Source organism: Vibrio campbellii CAIM 519 = NBRC 15631 = ATCC 25920 (assembly GCF_002163755.1).
Classification (GTDB): domain Bacteria; phylum Pseudomonadota; class Gammaproteobacteria; order Enterobacterales; family Vibrionaceae; genus Vibrio; species Vibrio campbellii.
On sequence record NZ_CP015863.1, the window covers coordinates 2592247 to 2612907 of the forward strand.

The following is a 20661-nucleotide window of genomic DNA, read 5'->3' on the forward strand; positions in this document are numbered from 1 at the left end:
ATATTAAAGGACTCTTAACATGACAACGAACAAACACCCCTCACTGCTCGGAGAATGTTTGGCCGAGTTTATCGGTACAGGATTACTTATCTTTTTTGGCGTAGGCTGTGTTGCTGCATTAGTGTTGACCGGAGCTCAATTTGGTCAATGGGAAATCAGTATTGTATGGGGCTTTGGCGTCGCCATCGCTATTTACTGTACTGCGGGCGTATCCGGTGCACACATCAACCCTGCCGTTACCATCGCATTAGCCATGTTCCATGGTTTCGATAAGGCAAAAGTAGTGCCTTACATCATTGCTCAAATGCTCGGTGCATTTTGCTCTGCCGCTTTGGTTTACAGCTTGTACAGTAACCTGTTTACTGATTACGAAATCGCACACAACTTCGTTCGTAGCAGCAAAGAGGCTCTGGCCACAGCAGGCATTTTCTCGACTTACCCACACGCTTCTCTTTCTTTCTTTGGCGCTTTTGCTGTGGAATTCGTGATTACTGCAGTGCTAATGTTTGCCATTCTTGCTCTTGGTGATGAGAACAACGGTGCACCTCGCGGCGCGATGAATCCATTACTTATCGGTATTCTCATTGCGGTGATCGGTAGTTCTTTAGGCCCACTTACTGGCTTTGCGATGAACCCTGCTCGTGACTTCGGCCCTAAACTGTTTGCTTACTTTGCAGGCTGGGATTACGCACTGACCGGTGCACGCGAAATCCCATACTTTATTGTTCCAATTCTTGCTCCTATCGCAGGTGCTTGTTTCGGTGGTTGGTTGTACCCGAAAGCAATTGCTGCGTATCTGCCACAACAAGGTCATGGCTGTACTATTCCTAATCAGTGCGAGACCGAAGAAGAAGCAGAACAAGCTCAAGCTTAAAACCAACTCATTCGAACATTTACTAAAATAGAAATAACGAAACAAAAGGATTCTTACCATGACTGAGCAAAAATACATTGTTGCCCTAGACCAAGGCACGACAAGCTCTCGTGCTGTCATTCTGGATCATGACGCGAATATCGTAAGCGTCGCTCAGCGAGAATTTACTCAGATTTATCCAGAGGCTGGTTGGGTTGAGCATGACCCAATGGAAATCTGGGCAACTCAAAGCTCTACTTTGGTTGAAGCACTTGCGAAAACCGGTATCCGTAGCGACCAACTTGCAGGTATCGGTATTACCAACCAACGTGAAACGACAATTGTATGGAACAAAGAAACAGGCAAACCGGTTTACAACGCAATTGTATGGCAATGCCGCCGTACTGCTGATATTTGTGAAGAATTAAAAGCGCGCGGACTAGAAGATTACGTTCGCGACAATACAGGTCTGGTGCTAGACCCTTACTTCTCAGGTACAAAAGTGAAGTGGATTCTAGATAACGTTGAAGGCGCACGTGAAGATGCTGAAGCAGGCAAACTGCTGTTCGGTACCGTTGATACTTGGCTGGTTTGGAAGATGACACAAGGTCGCGTTCACGTAACGGATTACACTAACGCATCTCGTACCATGCTGTTCAACATCAACGACCTATGCTGGGATCAGAAAATGCTGGATGAGATGGGTATCCCTGCATCCATGATGCCTGAAGTTAAACGCTCATCAGAAATCTACGGCCAAACCAACATTGGTGGTAAAGGCGGTACTCGTATCCCAATCGCTGGTATTGCAGGTGACCAACAAGCTGCGCTTTACGGTCAGATGTGTGTAGAAGCTGGCCAAGCGAAGAACACCTACGGCACTGGGTGTTTCTTGTTGATGAACACGGGTCAAGAGAAGGTCACATCGAAAAATGGTCTGTTGACCACGCTAGCATGTGGTCCAAAAGGCGAGCCAGCTTACGCTCTTGAAGGTGCGGTATTCATGGGTGGCGCGTCCATTCAATGGCTACGTGATGAAATGAAGATTCTGGCTGGCGCTGAAGATTCAGAATACTTTGCAACCAAAGTGGATACTTCAAATGGTGTTTACGTTGTTCCTGCATTTACTGGTCTGGGCGCACCATATTGGGACGCTTACGCTCGCGGTACGATTGTCGGTCTAACTCGTGGCGTGAACTCTAACCACATTATCCGTGCAACTTTGGAAGGCATCGCTTACCAAACTCGTGATGTGCTAGATGCGATGCAAGCAGACTCGGGCATCAAGCTCGCGAACCTTCGTGTGGATGGCGGTGCAGTGGCGAACAACTTCCTGATGCAGTTCCAATCTGATGTTCTTAATACCGAAGTTCACCGTCCTCAAGTAACTGAAGTAACCGCTTTGGGTGCAGCCTACCTAGCGGGTCTAGCGGTTGGTTTCTGGGGTAGCATTGATGAACTGCAAGACAAAGCAGTGCTCGATCGCACATTCGAACCACATGATGATGAAGAGAAACGCAACCGTCGCTACAAAGGTTGGAAGCGCGCAGTTAAGTGTGCTCAAACCTGGTCTGAGCTTCACGACGAAGACGATTAATTTCTGATAAACGATTAGTTTCCCCTGATTAATCGTAAAGAGCGCCGAGTAGGCGCTCTTTTTTTGCGTTCGATCGCGGATTCCACACTCCCACAGCTTCTCACAATGCGCTAATTCGAGCACAATAGAGCAAGTTTCTATTTTCGATTTTGAAGCATTGGCGATTACCAGTGCACAAGGGAGTGCTAAGTGAAGCAAATACCAAGACACCAACAGATTGTTGAGTTGGTGAAAAAACAAGGCTATGTCAGCACGGATGAGCTGGTAGAAAAATTTAATGTTAGTCCTCAAACTATTCGCCGCGACCTAAACGACCTCGCAGATGAAAACAAAATTCGTCGCTACCACGGTGGTGCAACCATTCCTCTCAGTTCAGAGAACACCTCATACAACACGCGTAAAGCGCTTAACTTCAATGAAAAAGATGTCATTGCGGAAGAACTCGTAAAACACATTCCAGATGGCGCAACCTTGTTTATTGATATTGGCACTACTCCAGAAGCCGTCGCTCGAGCGCTCAATAAAAACCACAAACAGCTTCGCGTGGTGACCAATAACATTAATGTTGCCACCATTCTTTTACCGAACCCGGAAATCAAAGTGATTTTAGCGGGTGGTGAAGTTCGCAACCGAGACGGCGGCATTGTCGGTGAAGCGACGCTCGATTTCGTCAAACAATTCCGCCTCGATTTCGGTATTTTGGGCATCAGTGGTATCGACTTTGATGGCTCACTGCTGGACTTTGATTACCATGAAGTTCGCGTTAAACAGGCGATTATCGATAACAGTCGCAGCGTATTCCTTGCCGTTGACCATTCGAAGTTTGGCCGTAATGCGATGGTGAAACTGGGCAATATCGCGCAATTGAACATGGTATTCACCAACAAACAACCACCAGAAGAGATTCTCGCAATTCTAAAAGAAGCCGCAGTTCCGCTCGAAGTGATTGATACACAAATAGAAAGAGTCGCAACCGAATAGCGTTTACACTCACTATTTACGCACATAAATGACCTCTGTCTTAATTAGGTAGAGGTTTTTTTGTGCCCAAATCACACAAAACGCTCATAAACGAAAATAAATAATGATCAAAAACGAAAGCTAAGCTAGGATTAACCCATATTCCAAAATGCTCGTTCGCTCACCAAGAGGTCAAATTTATGAGTATACAACAAAATGCTTCCACGACGAATTCATCCCCTACTCTAGATATGATCGTGATCGGCGGCGGCATTAACGGGGCCGGTATTGCTGCTGATGCTGCTGGCCGTGGTCTAAGCGTCGGTTTGTACGAAGCTAACGACTTCGCATCGGCAACCTCTTCTGCAAGTTCAAAACTGATCCACGGTGGATTACGTTACCTTGAGCACTATGAGTTTCGTTTGGTTTCGGAAGCGCTCGCTGAACGAGAAGTACTCTTACGTAAAGCACCACACATCGCATGGCCTATGCGTTTTCGTTTACCTCATCGACCATTTTTACGCCCAGCTTGGATGATCCGCTGTGGTTTGTTCCTTTACGATAACTTGGGTAAACGAACCACTCTTCCAGGCAGCAAAACCATCAATCTTGCAAAATCTGGTCTTCTAAAACCGGAAATGAAAACTGGTTTCGAATATTCAGATTGCTGGGTAGATGATGCGCGTCTAGTGTTACTTAACGTTCTGGCTGCAAAAGAGAACAATGCCGAAGTTCGCAACTACTGCCGCGTAGAAAAAGCACACCGTGAAGGCGGTATTTGGCATGTCACTATTCATGACGTCACCACAGACCAACGTTTCGAACGCAGAGCGAAGGCCCTAGTAAACGCCGCGGGTCCATGGGTGAAGCAATTCTTTGATGAAGGATTAGATCAAACTTCTCCTCGTAACATTCGTTTGATCAAAGGCTCACACATCGTTGTTCCTCGTATCCATGACGAGCCACAAGCCTACATCCTACAAAACAAAGATAACCGTATCGTGTTTATGATCCCTTACTTAGATAAGTTCTCGATCATTGGTACGACGGATGTAGAATACAAAGGCGACCCTCGAAAAGTATCTATTTCAGAGGAAGAAGTCGATTATCTAATCGATGTCGTCAATCAGCATTTCGTCCAGCAATTAAACAAGGATGATGTTGTGTGGTCGTTCAGCGGTGTACGTCCGCTGTGTGATGATGAGTCAGACTCACCGCAAGCCATCACACGCGATTACACTCTAGAGCTGGATGCTGAATACGATCAAGCACCGTTACTTTCTGTATTCGGCGGTAAACTCACGACTTACCGTAAGCTTGGTGAGGCAGCCCTAAACAAACTTGCTCCTTTCCTACCAGAAATGGGGAAAGACTGGACGGCAAATCAAACGCTTCCTGGCGGTAACTTCAGTTGTAGCCGTGAGCAGCTAGTGAAGATGATTCATGCGAAATACTCATGGGCGTCAGAAGCGATGTTGCTGCGCTATGTGACTCAGTTTGGTACCCAAACTTGGGACCTGATGAAAGGCACTAACAGCGTAGAAGATCTTGGTCATTGCTTCTCACAGCAAGCAAGCGGCGTATATCAACGTGAAATTGATTACTTGATTAATCACGAAATGGCGCTCACCGATGAAGACATCTTATGGCGTCGTACAAAACTTGGTTTATACATGAACGAAGAGGAGAAAATCGCACTGGCAGAATATCTACAAGAGAAGCTGCAACAGAAAGTCGTTAGCCTCTCACAAGTAAGTTAAATTGGACTCTCCTAATACAAGCCTGCACCCCGCAGGCTTTTTCTTTTTCCGGTGAACACTCAACATTAAACGCGGCAGTGCTTACTATGTCGAAATCAACATGGTGAAAGATCACCTAGAGCAGCGAGAATACCAGTATGCAGGCTTGGTACGTGATGCAGCTAAACGATATGACTTGTCTGAAGATCTAATCTTCGCCGTGATCAAAACCGAAAGCAACTTTAACCCTTATGCGATCTCTCATGCAGGGGCTTACGGCTTAATGCAGGTGATCCCAAAAACCGCCGGTGCTGATGTATTTAATTTGGTGAAAAACAAACCGGGTATTCCAACCAAAGAATACTTATTCGATCCTGCCAATAATATTGATACTGGTGCAGCGTATTTCTATATATTGAAAAACCGCTATCTAAGAGATGTAAAACATCCAACTTCGAAACACTTTAGTATGATTTCAGCCTATAACGGCGGCACAGTCGGCGTGCTTTCTACCTTCGATAGTAACCGAAAACGCGCGATGAATGAGCTTAACAGCCTTAACCCGACTCAGGTTTATGATGCGTTCACCACTCAAAACCCAAAAGGGGAAGCGAGACGCTATCTATAGAAAGTGCTGTATTTCCAAAAAGACTTCAGTGAAAGGAATACAATATAAAAATAACAACATCACAATAGCTAAAAGCTATTGTGATGTTGTTTACAAAGCTACTGAATAAAAAGTTTTAGTTTGGTCGATCTTCTACTAAATACTCAATTTTTTTAAAGTTACTATAATCGTAACGCTTCATCTGTTTCGAGCCTTTCCAATATTCATTTTTTTCAAATAAACGTGCTCCACTTATTGCTAAGAATGGATGACTAAAGTAAGCTCTAGTTTCCCAATCAATGGTAATCGTTTCTTCTCTAACCTTAGGACCTTTCGTAAAAGGCATCACAGAACGTCGTATCTCGAAAGTTACTCTAACTTTAATTGCGTTGCTTGGTATAGTAACATTTTCCCTAGGGATAGATTTTTCACTCCAACTACCCGATTTTGATATCTCTTTCCATATAGGTTTGTCTTCAATTATAGGATCTTCTTTCTCTAACTGATTACATAGTTGCCCTTGAAGCAAAGTACATTGAGACTGTTCCGGAGAAAAACAATTACTCCAACTTCTCGCATTCTCACACTTTCCATACATATCTACATATTTATTAGCAGTTTGAACACACAACTGAGCGTAAGACTGGGAAGGACAGCGAGGTGCGTACTCAAAGTCCATAAAGTGGTCCCACTTTTTCATCTTTTGTCCTATCGGACGATAGTCTAAAAATGTTTGCCAGTAGGATTTATTAGTTGGATTTAAATATTCAGACGTTTCATAACGAATTGGACTAAGTACTTGACTATCACTTTCCTCAAATCGTACTAATTTTTCTTTAAAGTTAAGCAGGTCGGAATCAGAGATAACAGTTTCATCACCAACAATGTAGGCTCTGATCTTAAAGTTATAATCATTTTGGTAACGACGGTATTTTTCAATCGTAGACTGACTTGCAGAGCCCCCAACTAGTCCACCGTAAGAAGCTGCTATTTCCTTGGCAACTTCTTTCGATTTTTTTAGCTCATTAGTTTTTGATTCAACTTGAATCAACACAGCAATCTCTTTTCCATAGATGGCACTGCTGATGACTGCATCTCCACATAAATTTCGGAAATTAATTTTAGAGGCCTGACTTCCTGCTTGAAGAAGTCTTTGTGCTCTAGAGCTTAGCTCTGGCCATACTTCCGTTATTTTTTCTTTGGTTTGGTTTTTAATAGTAAACGCAACGGTTGTCGCATTACTTAACTCTCTAAAATCTCGAGTAATCTTCCTCTTATAACTCGCAGAAGCCGAGAATTTACCAAAACCTCCACTCGCACCTGCTGAAGTATTCATTTCGAAAAACTCATTAATTTCAGTGGTATTAATCACCACCTTTCCATCAACTACTTTAGAGAAGTTTGGAACCTCAACCGTCCCGCTTTGTGAGAGGCAGTTATAGTTGGTTGGTTCTTGAGATAGGATGTTAAAACCGTAGTTAACGATATTATTTCCACTACTAGAGTTAGGCATCCTTGGGACTCTTACACCTGCAGTATTATAAGTTCTTTGATTGAGCTTAGACGTTTTTTCTCCAAAACTCTTAATTATGTCTAGTTCATTATTATTTAGAACAGTAGTCTCTGCTTTCTCCCATAAGCTTATTAGCTCTCCAGACTCATTATTTGCATATACTCCATTAGCAAAAAAAGCAGATAATACTGATATATATATTATTTTTTTATTCATAACATCTCTTTCTTGGTCTAAATACTTCGCGCCAATCATATACATAAGAAGAATAAACAAAATAAATAACAACAACTTATTTTATAAATTCATCCTTGATCACATCTAGACCAAACAAAAAATACAGAAAAATCAATAAAGAAAAACTCAATATCTATTTTGTTATTATTATTCTTTTTATTTTTGATTATCATCACAAAAAATAAAATGGCATATTTCTGTGTTCTATCTTTCGAATAAAAAACCAATGTTGACAAGGAAATTAAACCTATGATGAATGAGCTTAACAGCCTTAACCCGACTCAGGTTTATGATGCGCTAACCACCCAACATCCAAAAGGGGAAGCAAGACGCTACCTACAGAAAGTGCTGTATTTCCAAAAAGACTTCAGCGAAGGGAATATCTAATTTTACCTAACCACAAAACGAAAAACGCCGCTTAGTTCCACGGAGGTATAGAACTAAGCGGCCATGTAATTACACGAAAAGACACCTATGGGTCTAAAACGTCAATTGGCTAGCTAATCACTCATATGCATATGAGCAATAACATCTACAGAGTAGCGGAGTCCGCACCTTCTAGCACGCTCAAATCCCACTATAGAATTCAACGCTTTTCACATTCTTAACAATTATCTTACTAATTGTGGGTCATTTGCGGAAGCAAGCTCAAATAAAAAGGACTCACACCGTTGGTTGAGCCCTTCTTTATCAAATCTTAACTGTGACTATCCGGGATGACCATCCACTCTTGGTTTCATCAGCATCATTCCGAATCGCCATACAAACATACCGAAAGCCAGAATCCACAAGGAGGCACTGACATCGATCCAAAGTAGCATGTGTGAAGGGTCAAAAATCACGCCTAGGCTTCTTGCTAACGCCGCACCAATCACGGCAGCAAAAGCGATGCTCATGTTTGGGCCTTTGTAAATCATGCGTCCTGTGTGCCCCATAGTCACTCGAGCAATCATCGCTAAGATCAATCCACCCAACGCGCCGATAGCAAACAGATGAATTAAGTTGTGGTTCGCAAACGCATTATCCCAACTACCACGTAAAATCAGACTCAAAGGCAGACACAAATAAGCCGCATGTAACGACCACACCAACGGCTCGCTAAGTGTCAGCCAAGGCTTCCAGCGCAGGAATCGAACCAACTGTGCCGCTCCAGCAAACAACATAAGTGGCTGACCAAGTTCCGCAAACGTCACAGGGAAGAAACTCAACACGAACAACATAACCAAAGGTAGGTTGGCGAGCCAATCTAACCACATCAGCGGTTTAGCCTTTTCGAAGTTAAAGCGACGAGCGGTGAAAAATGGAATCACTCGTCCGCCCATGATAGAAAGCAGCAAAGTGAACCACCAAAGCATCGCTTGCCATACCGCAGAAGAGGAAAATGGCGGCATGCCTTTCACCGTTGCGTAACTGGCAAAGTTGGCAAAGATGGCGAGCAAGAATAACGGAACAAAAAATAGGTTACGCCACCCTTTAGCACGATAAACTCGTATGCCGATCTCATACGCTACAAACAGTAAAAACAGCGCTTCAACACTGCTAGTTAACCAAAGTGGTGCAGGCGTCCAAAGTAGAACTCGAGGAGCAAGCCATAAAAAAAACAATGCTAGCAAGGTGTAGTGCTTCGTGCCGTTAATGCCCGTCCAGTTTTGCACTGCAGTCAGTACAAAGCCCACTACTATTGCCATTGAAAAACCAAACAACATTTCATGAACGTGCCACCACAACGCCGGAACACTCAATGCACTTGGCTGTCCGGTTTGGAACATCCATACCCATACCGCAATTGCGACAACAGCATAAATAGAGCCAAACAGGAAAAACGGTCTAAACCCTAATCGCAGCCATGCAGGGATTTTCTCTTCCACTTTTTTATCGGTGATATTCAGCATTGTGATGCCCTTAAGTACCCATATGATACCGTTCAAAAATTCTACGCGTTCGATCTTAACACAAACACGCATAAAAAATACATGTTATAAGATCATACTACCTACCCTTTAGAGGTAAAACATTGCGCCTGATGCCGTGGAGGCATTTCCTCCCAAGAACGAAAATGCTGGGCTCAGTAAGAATGACTTAGATATCATATTTAGGTATAACGGAGAGAACGGAATTCGTCGAAGTAAAAGGGAACAATCACGATGTATATATTTGGCTACGGCAGTTTAATCAATGCCGCCTCGCGCAAGTTAACGGGTCAAACGGGAGAAGCCATCCCAGTCACCGCTCATGGGTTGGTGCGCTATTGGGGCAAAGTTGACGACAGCTATATCTTGTCACCCTTGGTTGTGAATGAAGGCGAAGGGCAAGTCAATGGCGTGCTGCTTGAAGTCGACGATCTAGCGCTGGTGGAATTTGACCGACGCGAGCGTGGCTACCATCGTATTCAAATCCGTCCTGATCAGATTGAAGCAGAGACCACTTTTAACTCGGAGCACAGCATTTGGGTTTATGTGAAAAACGATCCGTTGCCACCCTGCTCGCGCAGTCCCATCATGCAAAGCTATGTGGATACTGTTCTCGCTGGATGCTTGGAAGTCTCTCACGCGTTTGCTGAGCACTTCGTTCGCCATACCCTTGGTTGGCATCATGCCAAAGAAAACGACCGCCACCAGCCAAAATATGGCAACTTAGCGGGCGTACAAGATCATCATTATGAGTTGATTGACAACCTAATTAAAAAGGGAGCCTAGAGACTCCCTTTTATTATTCATACTCTGCTTGTTCAAGATTAGAACTTGTAATCAATACCAGCGTACAGGCTGTTGAAATCAAAATCTTTATCACCACCGCCCTCAACATCGATCGTTACTGAGGAAGCACGGTAACCACCGGAAACGATCAGGCCTGAAGCAAATTCATAACCCGCTTCAACACCGTAGTTAAACCCTATGCTGCTAGCATCATCTGCAGCAGATAAAGTAGGTTTAGATGGTACCTTCCTATTCAAATCTACTCCCATAACACCAAATCCAGCAATAGCGCCCACATAGATACCAGTGCCTGAAAAATAATACTTTGGTTTCATATTAAGATTCACTGCATAGCTTTCAACTTCGAGCTTTGCTGGGTAGGTACCGTAACCATCATTAACGTAACCATTATAATCAGTGCTACCGAAGTGAATGAACTCCCCCTCGAAAGCCAATGTGAGATTTTGCGAATATACTCGCTCCTTCCCAACACTAAGACTTAGACCAGACGCTGAATCCTTTTTAAAATGAAAGTCTGACTTGATATCAGAATTTAAAATATCCGCACCAATGTACCAATTACCTTCCGCCTGAACCGACGCCGAAGCAACCACTGCTCCTAAAGCCAATAATGGCAATACTTTTTTCATTATAATTTCCTAATTTTTTCATACTGTTAGACAGCTTTTAAAAGCGCAGAAATTATAAATAAAGGTGAATATGATTCTATTGATTCGTTTATAAAATGAGATCTAAAGCATAAATAACTGTTATACAAACAATATATGATTAGACACTAAACGATTCTCACACCAGCAGGCATGGCGCGTTCCGGCGTTAGCAGAACACTTTCTGATTCGTCATCAGTTTCGGCACACAGCAACATGCACTCAGAGGTTTCACCACGCATCTTAGCTTTTGCTAGATTACACAGCACTACCACTTGTTTAACCATCAACTTGTCTGTATTTTCGCGACGGGCTACCTGACGATTTCCTGCAGTCGATATCTGACATTGCTCTTACAAAACGAGAGATAAAGCCCGCTACAGTAGTCTCGCCCCAACTGTAACATTTTGTAACAAGACTCGATCGTGTCTTTTCCTTTTATCGGGGCATGCGAAGAATAAAAACAGATCTGAAGGCCTCTCATGCTACGCAAACGAAATGAATTTCGAGACCACAACCAAGAAGTGCGGTTGTTTAAAAACCGTGCCATCGTAGCTTTCATCGGCATGGTTATTTTGTTAGGGGGATTGGTCGCGAATCTTTACAACCTGCAGGTTAACCAGTTTAAAGATTATCAAACTCGTTCAAACGATAACCGAATTAAAATTCTTCCTATCGCGCCAACACGCGGGTTAATTTATGACAGAAATGGCGTTTTGCTTGCCGAGAACCGCCCAGTGTACAACCTAGACATGATCCCTGAGCAAGCAGGTGATTTAGATGTGTTAATAGAAAAATTGACCCACTATATCGACATAACACCTGAGCAAGTTGAATCATTCAAAAAACGCTACAACCACACCCGTAGGTTCCGTGCTGTCACCATCAAGCATGAGTTGAATGACGAACAAGTCGCGCGCTTTTCTGTTCATCAACACGAATTTAATGGTGTATTTGTTACAGCGGATCTCAAACGCTTCTACCCTTTCGGTGAACAACTGACTCATGTCCTTGGCTATGTCTCTCACATCAACGACCGAGATTTACACCGTCTAGAGGAAGAGGGGCAAGCCAAGAACTATCAAGCAACGCGAAACATCGGCAAACTGGGTGTGGAGCGCTACTACGAAAATATTCTTCACGGTACCAAAGGCTATGAAGAAGTCGAAGTAAACAGCAGAGGTCGTGTGATTCGCACCATTAAATATGTGCCTCCTATCGCTGGTAAAGATATCGTTTTGAACCTTGATATTGAATTACAACAATTCGTATACGAAACACTCGCCAATCGTCAGGGTAGCGCAGTTGTACTTGACCCACGTGATAACAGTGTACTCGCAATGGCATCCAGCCCAAGCTACGATCCGAACCCATTTGTCAGCGGTATCTCCAGTAAAGCATACAACACGCTACTGAACGATCCTGCTCGCCCTCTCGTTAATCGGGCTACGCTCGGTGTCTATCCTCCAGGCTCTACCATTAAGCCTTTTATGGCTGTTGCGGGACTTGAAGAGCATGTTATTACACCAAACACGGTGCGCAATGATCACGGAGTTTGGCGCATTCCTGGCTCCAAGCCTAATTCCAAAGCATGGCGAGATTGGAAACGCTGGGGCCACGGCAACGTTGATGTAACTAAAGCTATCGAGGAATCGGTGGACTCTTTCTTCTACCAAATCGCCTTTGATCTTGGTATCGACCGCATTTCGAAGTGGATGAATAAATTCGGCTTTGGCCTACCAACTGGCATCGACATCTACGAGGAAAGCAGCGCCAATATGCCAACACGAGAGTGGAAAGTAGCTCGTCATCGAACCCCTTGGTACCAAGGCGATACCGTGCCTGTTGGTATTGGGCAAGGTTACTGGACAGCAACGCCAATGCAGATAGCGAAAGCGACATCTTTGCTTATCAACCACGGTGAAATCAAAGCACCACATCTGCTCAAAGCGGTGATTGAACATGGGGACAACTTTGAAAAACAAGTCGACGTAGAACCTAAAGACTTACCGTCAATCGATAACGTACCGGATAAATTCTGGGATATTCCAATCAATGCGATGCGCCTTGTAAACAATGGTGCTCATGGCTCTGGTCGCCGCGCGTTTAAGGGCGCGGAGTACAGTAGTGGCGGTAAATCTGGCACAGCACAAGTATACAGTCTACGAAAAGACGAAATCTATAATTCGAAAAAACTGGCAAACCATCTGCTTGATCATGCTTTATTTACTGCATTTGCCCCTTACGAGAACCCAAAGTATGTGGCAACGGTCGTGATCGAACACGGAAACGGAGGCTCAAAAGTAGGTGCACCATTTATTCGACAAGTATTCGATCATGTACTCGTTCATCATTAGCAAAGCAAAGAAAACCCACATCAGTCATAATCTCAGATATCAGTAAAGCAAGTTTGAACGAAAAACCACAACAGTATATACATTGTCGTTGTGGTTTTTGTCCCCGCTTCAAACATCTGGGGATACCTAATTTACCTTTTAGAACGAACTTATTATTTGTGCTCCCAAATACGACTGAATACAATCAGCACTCATCAATCGCATTTCCCTAGGTTTAAAGCCTCTCGGCATAAAGGACAACATGGCAACATTAAAAGATATAGCAATGGAAGCGAATGTATCACTCGCGACTGTATCGCGTGTGTTGAATAACGATCCCACTCTGAATGTCAAAAAAGAGACGAGGGCTCTAATATTAGAAATAGCGAAAAAAATGGAATATCGCACCAGCAGCTCTAGAAAAGCAATACGAGAGGGCACGCCAAAACACCACTTTTGGGCTCTTTACAACTACAGCCAAGAACTTGAGGTAAATGATCCTTATTTCTTGTCGATACGTCACGGAATGGAAGCTCAATGCGAAAAGTTAGGAATAACTCTTACCAATCACTACCAAGGCGAAATGAATATTGACACCCAAACAATTACGGGGGTTCTTTTCGTTGGCGGAGCAAGTCAAACGAGTATCGATAATTTACCAAAGCGTCTCACTCATAGCATCTGCTATATCAACTTTTCTGACGATAAAAGCCTATACGACAGTGTAAGCTCTGACCTCAATGAAGTAACTAAGCAAGCAATCAACGTCTTTGTCGAGCAGGGCTATAAGCGAGTCGGGTTTATTGGTGGGCAGACCTCTTCAAACACTGAGAATATAGGTGAAAATATTTTTTTGGAGTACGGCACTCTGAAAGGTTTGGTATCAGAAAGAGACATCTACCGTTGTGAGTTTTCGAGCTTATCAGGTTACAACTTAGCAAAAGACATGCTATCGAAAGGTAATTTCCCACCCGCGATTTTCATCAACTCAGACTCTATTGCAATTGGTGTTTTGCGCGCAGTGCATGAGTTTGGATTGAAAATCCCCGAGGATATAGCCTTGATCAGCACAAATGATATTCCAACCGCAAGCTTTACCTTTCCGCCACTATCAACAATACGTATTAATGCGGAGATGATGGGGATCCAAGGCGTCAACTTGTTAGTAGAAAAACATCGAGATAGCCGTCAGATACCTCTAAAAGTCTATGTACCAAACAAGCTAAAACTTCGTGGTACCACAAAGTCAATCAATATCCCAGAATAACGAGAATTTAACTGAAATCACTATAGCAGCTCTTAAATAGCTAGATTCAGTTGTGCAAAATTTTAGTTCGTTTCCAGTCGGCTACTATCCTGTTCAGCTCTAAGGAGCAGGTATACCAGCTGTCGCAGCCAAATTCCTTTATCCTCGTTATTACGACTGGTATGCCACAACATAGTGATATCAAAATCCGCCACGGCAATCGGCGGCTGGACGCTCACCAAATCGTCCGAGAACCCTTCCGCTTGCGCCATTTTCTCCGGCACTATCGCAACCAACTCACGCTGTTTAAGTAAGTTTCGGATCGTCAGGAAGTTACGTGAAGCAACGGTGACTTTTCGGCTCAAGCCATGTTCCGCAAGCTTTTTGTCTACTTGTGTACTCAAGCTGCCATCAGGACTCACTAGGGCTTGTTCAATATTGGCAAAAGCGTGAATCGACAATTGTGTTTCACCCTTCAGAACTCGCTTATCACACAGACATACGTGCTTTTCTGTGTAGAGGTACTGGCTCTCAAAGTTATCGTCGAGCACAGGCATACTTCCGATGATGACATCTAACTTATCGTGCTCCGTGATCGCCACGTAATTGCTGCGGTTGACGTTAATAAAACTGATTTGGGCTTCTGGCGCATGCTTACGGATTTCATCATAAAGCAGTGGGGCGAAGATAAATTCAGCGTAATCAGTTAAACCAATACGGCACACGCCGACGTAGTTTTCTGGCAAGAAAGCCGACTTCGTCAGTAAGTCTTTGGCAATCGAGTCCAATAAATGATGCACCGTCGGCGCGATATGATGCGCGTGCTCGGTTGGGTCCATCTTATGGCCTTTACGCTCAAACAATGGGTCATCAAACAACACGCGCAAGCGCGACAAGCTGTGGCTCATGGCAGACTGACTGACAAAGCTTTTCTCCGCCGCCAAACTCACACTGCGATAGCGGTATAGATAAGAAAAGGTCACCAACAGATTTAAGTCGATATTTCGCCACTGGATGTCATCTTTCACAGAACAAGCCCTATCCCATTTCATTCATAGATGAAATTAAAACTATTAATTTGAATCATCTTAGTACATTTCTTACAGTAGATGCAGTTTTATCGGAGATTTAACAGGCTCAACATGTTTACCATTTTTAAAACCTTTTTTTGGCTTGGTTGGATCAGTTTCGGTGGCCCTGCGGCGCACATCGGTTACTTCCGCCAAACGTTCGTTGAAAAGCTCAAATGGATTGATGACAGCGAATACGCACAGATCGTGGCTTTGAGCCAATTCTTACCGGGTCCTGGTTCTAGCCAAGTTGGCTTTGCTCTGGGTTACAAACGCGGAGGCCTAGGCGGCGCATGCATGGCATTTCTTGGCTTCACGTTGCCTTCCGTGATCATCATGTTGGCGCTTGCGATGGTAAGCAGCCAGATCACCGATACGGCGTTGTTCCAAAACATCATTCATGGCTTGAAGTTGCTTGCGGTCGTTGTGGTGGCGGATGCGACTTGGGGAATGTACAAAAACTTCTGTCAAACCAAACTAACAGCCGGCTTGTGTGTGGCAACCGCGATTGCCTTATTGGTTGCACCGAGCATCGCAACTCAAATGCTGGTGCTTGTGGTGGCGGGGTTGATTGGTACTCAATACCTAAAGAGGGAATCTGCAGCGCCTGCCGAACCTTTTGAACCAACCATTGCACCATTGGCACTGTTCGCGGTACTTCTGATTGGTTTGCCGTTTGTGGCTCACACCCTGCCAATGCTTGGATTGTTTAGCGACTTCTTCCAAGCAGGTAGCTTAGTGTTCGGTGGCGGTCACGTGGTACTTCCGCTATTGCAAAACATCGTTGGCGATCAACTCAGCCAAGACGCGTTCCTAACGGGCTACGCCGCAGCGCAGGCGGTACCGGGACCGATGTTTACCTTCGCAACTTATATTGGTTACGAGCTGTCTGATGCACCTGTCCTAGGCGCGTTGGTCGCAACATTGGGTGTGTTCTTACCGGGCTTTTTATTGCTGCTTAGCGTGCTAAAGAATTGGCAAGCGCTGGCTGGTAAACCTGCAGTGTCAGGTGCAATCAACGGCGTAAACGCATCGGTCGTTGGTTTACTATTAGCAGCCCTTTACCAACCGGTATTCAGCAGCGCTGTGGTTGCTCCAATTGACATCGCTCTTGTGATAGCTGGCTTCTACTTACATAAGAAACTTAACTTGTCAGTGCTTTGGATGATTGTATTCTTTGTCGCATCAGGCATCATGACTGGCATGATTATCCATGGTCAAATCACCGCCAGCATGGATGTTTGGACTCTCCTATAAACGCTAACGTTTGTCATAAGTTTCGAGCTTAGCAAACTCTTTGGAATGTGGTTTGTTTAAATGGCGATGTGCTGCTCAGAATATCAAACATCGATCAACACACCTCACCCTAACTGCGTTTACTTTGTTTGGGCAATACCAATTCAACCATCGTTGAAATGGAAAGATGTCATTGGAAAAAGAATATGAGGATTGCCTATATTGTTAACCAGTGTGGCTATCGAGATGTGTCGTATTTCTAGCGTACCTTCAAAAAGAAAGACGGATTTCCCCCCGCTAGCCATCGTAAGCAGTTTTAATTAATGATGACTGAGCCGCTTTCATTATCTAACGCTACCTTTCGCACAGATTTCATCTAAATGCATTCCCGTATAATGAGCTAACATGCTAAGGTTAACAATGTTTTAACAACTACAAATACAAACGAGAGAAGACATGGAGTCATCTACAATGAATCAGCCTAACCCAGAACAAACCGCTGGTTGCGCTCTCCCGCCGCCAAATGAAATGATTCTCAAATGGGCAGCGGAACGCCCAGATGAAGTCTACCTAAAACAAATCATCAACCGACAATTCGTTGAGTTCACTTATGCGGAAGTTGCCGATCAAGCGTTAAGGCTTGTCAGCGCTTTACGTAACCTTGGTGTACAGCCAGGCGATAAAGTGGCCTTAGTCTCGAAAAACTGTGCAGAATGGTTCATCTGTGATTTGGCCATGATGCTTGGCGATTACGTTAGTGTGCCTGTTTTCCCAACTGCGGGTGCGGATACAATCGAGTACTGTGTGACACACAGTGAGAGTAAAGCTCTGATCGGCGGTAAGTTAGATGATCCAGCGGCAACGCAACAAGTGATCGAATCAATGCCAGATTTAATTAGCATTGCACTTCCTTACGATACTGCGCCGAAATGCCAATATCAGTTTACTGAGATTATTACCGATGTAGAACCAAGCGCAGAGCGTCCACAACACCATGATGACAAGCTCATGTCTCTAGTGTACACCTCAGGAACGTCAGGTCTGCCGAAAGGGGCAATGCTGACATACGGTGCGTTCAGTTGGTCAGTTCAGCAGTTAATTAATCATATTGGGATTCAAGAAAACGACCGATTGTTCTCTTATTTGCCACTTGCTCACATTACTGAGCGTGTATACATCTTCGGCTCATCCATTATGGGTGGTGTAACTACGGCTTTCCCAGAGTCTCTCGATACCTTTATCGAAGATGTAAAAATGCATCGTCCGACACTGTTTATTTCCGTGCCTCGTTTGTGGACCTTGTTCCAGCAACGTATTCAAGACAAACTTCCGCAGAAAAAGCTCAACATTCTACTAAAGATCCCGTTCATTAACTCACTGATCAAGAAGAAGCTGGCAGATGGCCTTGGTTTAGATCAAGCGCGTGTTCTTGGTTGTGGCTCTGCGCCTGTATCACCGGCATTGCTCGAGTGGTATCGCAGCGTAGGCTTAAACATCACGGAAGCTTGGGGCATGACGGAGTCTTTCGCCTACAGCACACTTAACTACCCATTCCGTGCCGATAAAATTGGCTCAGTAGGTAATGCCGGCCCTGGTATTGAACTGAAGATCGCTGACGATGAAGAAATCATGGTCCGTGGTAAAGGCTTGTTTTCAGGTTACTACAAAAACGATATCGCCACACAAGAGTCGTTTGACTCCAAAGGGTGGCTGCACACGGGTGACATCGGCTCAATCGATGCGGATGGTTATCTCACTATCCAAGGCCGTAAGAAGGACACCTTTAAAACTTCAAAAGGTAAGTTCGTAGCACCGGTTCCTATTGAGAAGAAACTGTTCGAATACAGCCGCGTCGAAATGATGTGTTTGATCGGCCTAGGCTTGCCAGGGCCAATCTTGTTGGTTGTACCTCACGATTTCCCGAACTTCGATAAAGAACGCTACGCACGAACGACTCGCAAAGTGATCGCTCGTATGAACCAAGAACTGGAATCACACGAGCAAATAAAAGGTGTGCTGATGATTCAAGAGCCGTGGAGTATCGAGAACGGTATTCTAACACCGACCTTGAAGATTAAACGCCATGTCCTAGAACAGAAGTACCATGAACTTGGCCACAACTGGCCAAAAGGCGAGCTGGTTGTTTGGGAAGAAGAATTATAACCCCCTAGTACCGTCTCATTCCAAATTCACCCTTGCTTTGCTGTTTCTTTAAGCGAGGGTGAGCCCGCTTAATCTCTCCTCACACACAATTCTCACTTTTGATTCAACCTAAGACCCATCCCCCCTATCCATTGTAATCTCATCATTTGGTACTAACCTTTTAATACACAAGTTGCGTACAACCCATAACTAATGAGGTTGCGTAACACGCTAAACTGCCAATATTAAAAATATAAAAAACCATATATATCAAAAATTAAAGCAGAATTAGACCAACAGGATTTGTTGCAATGGAACTAAGCACCCAACCTTTAGCAGTACATCTGCTAAGCAAAGATATGTCATACACAAGAGTGATTCGCGACTTAGTTAAACTTTCTTTTCCCTTAGTGAGCTTCACCACTAGCGATACATTCACCCATTTGGATGAAGAGGCATCACAACGCATTATCCTTTTCGACGTAAAATCCATGCCTTGCCCAAAGCGATACGGAATTTGTCCCATGGAGAGAAAAGAAAAGTGGGTCGCAATGAATGTTTCATCTGTCTCTTCACTTGAATGGCTAGAAAAGGGGTATTCAGGGCAAGTGTGCTCCCGTTTAGAACTTCTTCCAAAGGCGCTTTCTGCCGTTTCTCAAGGAGACGTGTGGTTTCCTCGCCCTATTTTGAATAAAGCTATCTACCACTATCAAGAAGGTGGTGAGGATCCTACTCTCACAGCAGACTACTTAAGCACAAAGTTTCTGCTTACGAAAAGAGAGGGTGAGATTTGCAAGCTGATGCTTCAAGGGCTCTCAAATACACAGATAGCAAGGCAATCAAATGTCAGCATCAATACCATCAAAACTCATGCTTCAAACGTCTTACACAAACTAAATGTACACTCTCGCTACGAATTAATGGCGATGGCAAAAAAACACTCTAACCTAAATATAAGAAACAAAGGACATTATTGACCAATTCAACAATAGAAAGGTGAAGTAAAATCGAGTAGAAACAAATTCATCCCTTTTTCACCCCAACTATTACCAGGGTCTCACCTTTGTTGGTGATGTGGAGAAGCTGAGTCCCTCATAAGCTGATAATGCGATTTAAACAACGCATTGTGACTAACGAGGGATTGAGTTATGAAAAAATTACTTCTTGCTACAGCAGTAGCAGCCGCATCGCTTTCTTTTGGCGCTTCTGCGGTTCAATTTAACAACCCAGTGGACTTTACAACACTGAGTAAAACCGACCAAAAAACAATCCGAATTGAGGGCCGAGTACCAAAACGCTGCCTGCTTCGAATCGGTAAGAAAGATGTGAAAAACAATGTTCTACGCAAGGCCAATAAAGTGCACACCGATTCGTGGGACAACGGTTTTAACAACAAGAAAGTGTTAGTGGGTAATTTAAGAGCTTGGTGTAACTACGGCACAGACCTAGATTTCTCCGTAACCGCATACAAACTGCGCGGTGTGACCAAGCACAACATGGGCGAAAAAATTAACTACAAAGTGAAAATCGGTTCTGAAACCGTTGCGAATACTAAGAACGATCATGGTATGGAAAAAATGGCGTCGCCAATTCCTTCAGTGGGCGAGCACTTAGTGAACAAGATCAACAAACATCCTATTTACGTCAAACCTGAAGATTCAGGCTTTGCACGAGCTGGTAAATATAAAGGTCGTATCAAAGTGAGCCTTTCTGCATCAGGCCCTGTAATGCCGTAACCGAACGACACTTTATAGATATCGT

Annotated in this window: 15 protein-coding genes and 3 pseudogenes; 13 read left to right on the forward strand and 5 right to left on the reverse strand. The window is 44.1% G+C overall.

The features are described from left to right. Window positions 1-19 precede the first annotated feature (19 nt). The 5 genes and pseudogenes from A8140_RS12445 to A8140_RS12465 form a co-directional block, all read left to right on the forward strand. Window positions 20-874, forward strand: coding sequence for an MIP/aquaporin family protein (locus A8140_RS12445; RefSeq protein ID WP_005536119.1), 855 nt, complete (start codon window positions 20-22; stop codon window positions 872-874). Window positions 875-932: 58 nt separating this feature from the next. Further along, complete coding sequence (gene glpK, locus A8140_RS12450) at window positions 933-2450, forward strand: glycerol kinase GlpK (protein WP_005536117.1); 1518 nt, start codon at window positions 933-935, stop codon at window positions 2448-2450. A 189-nt stretch (window positions 2451-2639) separates the two neighbouring features. After that, entirely contained in the window at window positions 2640-3431 is a 792-nt protein-coding gene (locus tag A8140_RS12455; protein ID WP_005536115.1) for a DeoR/GlpR family transcriptional regulator, read from the forward strand. Window positions 3432-3610: 179 nt separating this feature from the next. Continuing rightward, a complete protein-coding gene (glpD, locus tag A8140_RS12460) occupies window positions 3611-5170 on the forward strand; it encodes a glycerol-3-phosphate dehydrogenase (RefSeq protein ID WP_033000634.1) in 1560 nt (519 codons plus the stop codon). A gap of 64 nt (window positions 5171-5234) precedes the next feature. Beyond that, window positions 5235-5777 (forward strand): annotated as a pseudogene (locus A8140_RS12465) (transglycosylase SLT domain-containing protein); the annotation flags it as partial. Between the two features lie 115 nt (window positions 5778-5892). Here A8140_RS12465 and A8140_RS12470 read toward each other — a convergent pair. Next, on the reverse strand, window positions 5893-7485 hold the full coding sequence (locus A8140_RS12470; protein ID WP_038862731.1) for a hypothetical protein: 1593 nt from the start codon (window positions 7483-7485) through the stop codon (window positions 5893-5895). 264 nt (window positions 7486-7749) lie between these two features. Between A8140_RS12470 and A8140_RS12475 the strand changes: the two are divergent. Continuing rightward, window positions 7750-7893, forward strand: a pseudogene (locus A8140_RS12475) (membrane-bound lytic murein transglycosylase MltC); the annotation flags it as partial. A 320-nt stretch (window positions 7894-8213) separates the two neighbouring features. Here the strand turns inward: A8140_RS12475 and A8140_RS12480 are convergent. Next, a complete protein-coding gene (locus A8140_RS12480; RefSeq protein WP_005530272.1) occupies window positions 8214-9398 on the reverse strand; it encodes an NnrS family protein in 1185 nt (394 codons plus the stop codon). Window positions 9399-9650: 252 nt separating this feature from the next. On the opposite strand from A8140_RS12480, the gene A8140_RS12485 reads away from it, so the two are divergent. Beyond that, window positions 9651-10202, forward strand: a complete 552-nt coding sequence (locus A8140_RS12485) for a gamma-glutamylcyclotransferase family protein (protein ID WP_005530274.1) — start codon at window positions 9651-9653, stop codon at window positions 10200-10202. A gap of 38 nt (window positions 10203-10240) precedes the next feature. Here the strand turns inward: A8140_RS12485 and A8140_RS12490 are convergent, their stop codons facing one another. Then, on the reverse strand, window positions 10241-10852 hold the full coding sequence (locus A8140_RS12490; RefSeq protein WP_005530276.1) for an outer membrane beta-barrel protein: 612 nt from the start codon (window positions 10850-10852) through the stop codon (window positions 10241-10243). A gap of 146 nt (window positions 10853-10998) precedes the next feature. Beyond that, window positions 10999-11166: pseudogene (locus A8140_RS12495) on the reverse strand (tRNA-binding protein); the annotation flags it as partial. Window positions 11167-11352: 186 nt separating this feature from the next. Between A8140_RS12495 and mrdA the strand changes: the two are divergent. Continuing rightward, window positions 11353-13227 carry a penicillin-binding protein 2 gene (gene mrdA / locus A8140_RS12500; protein ID WP_005530280.1) on the forward strand — a complete coding sequence of 625 codons (1875 nt, stop codon included), beginning with the start codon at window positions 11353-11355 and terminating at the stop codon, window positions 13225-13227. Window positions 13228-13468: 241 nt separating this feature from the next. Further along, on the forward strand, window positions 13469-14473 hold the full coding sequence (gene ebgR / locus A8140_RS12505) for a transcriptional regulator EbgR (protein ID WP_038862714.1): 1005 nt from the start codon (window positions 13469-13471) through the stop codon (window positions 14471-14473). A 62-nt stretch (window positions 14474-14535) separates the two neighbouring features. Here ebgR and A8140_RS12510 read toward each other — a convergent pair whose 3' ends face one another. After that, window positions 14536-15480 (reverse strand): LysR family transcriptional regulator, encoded by a 945-nt coding sequence (locus A8140_RS12510; RefSeq protein ID WP_005530282.1) that lies wholly within the window; start codon window positions 15478-15480, stop codon window positions 14536-14538. 114 nt (window positions 15481-15594) lie between these two features. Here A8140_RS12510 and chrA point away from each other — a divergent pair, with 114 nt between their 5' ends. From chrA to A8140_RS12530, 4 genes are all read left to right on the forward strand, one after another. Next, window positions 15595-16779: a chromate efflux transporter gene (gene chrA, locus A8140_RS12515; protein ID WP_005530284.1), complete on the forward strand. Its 1185-nt coding sequence runs from the start codon at window positions 15595-15597 to the stop codon at window positions 16777-16779. 450 nt (window positions 16780-17229) lie between these two features. Beyond that, entirely contained in the window at window positions 17230-18921 is a 1692-nt protein-coding gene (locus tag A8140_RS12520; RefSeq protein ID WP_005530286.1) for an AMP-binding protein, read from the forward strand. A gap of 290 nt (window positions 18922-19211) precedes the next feature. Further along, on the forward strand, window positions 19212-19877 hold the full coding sequence (locus tag A8140_RS12525) for a response regulator transcription factor (protein ID WP_005530288.1): 666 nt from the start codon (window positions 19212-19214) through the stop codon (window positions 19875-19877). A 171-nt stretch (window positions 19878-20048) separates the two neighbouring features. Next, on the forward strand, window positions 20049-20636 hold the full coding sequence (locus A8140_RS12530; protein ID WP_005427453.1) for a hypothetical protein: 588 nt from the start codon (window positions 20049-20051) through the stop codon (window positions 20634-20636). Window positions 20637-20661: the final 25 nt, after the last annotated feature.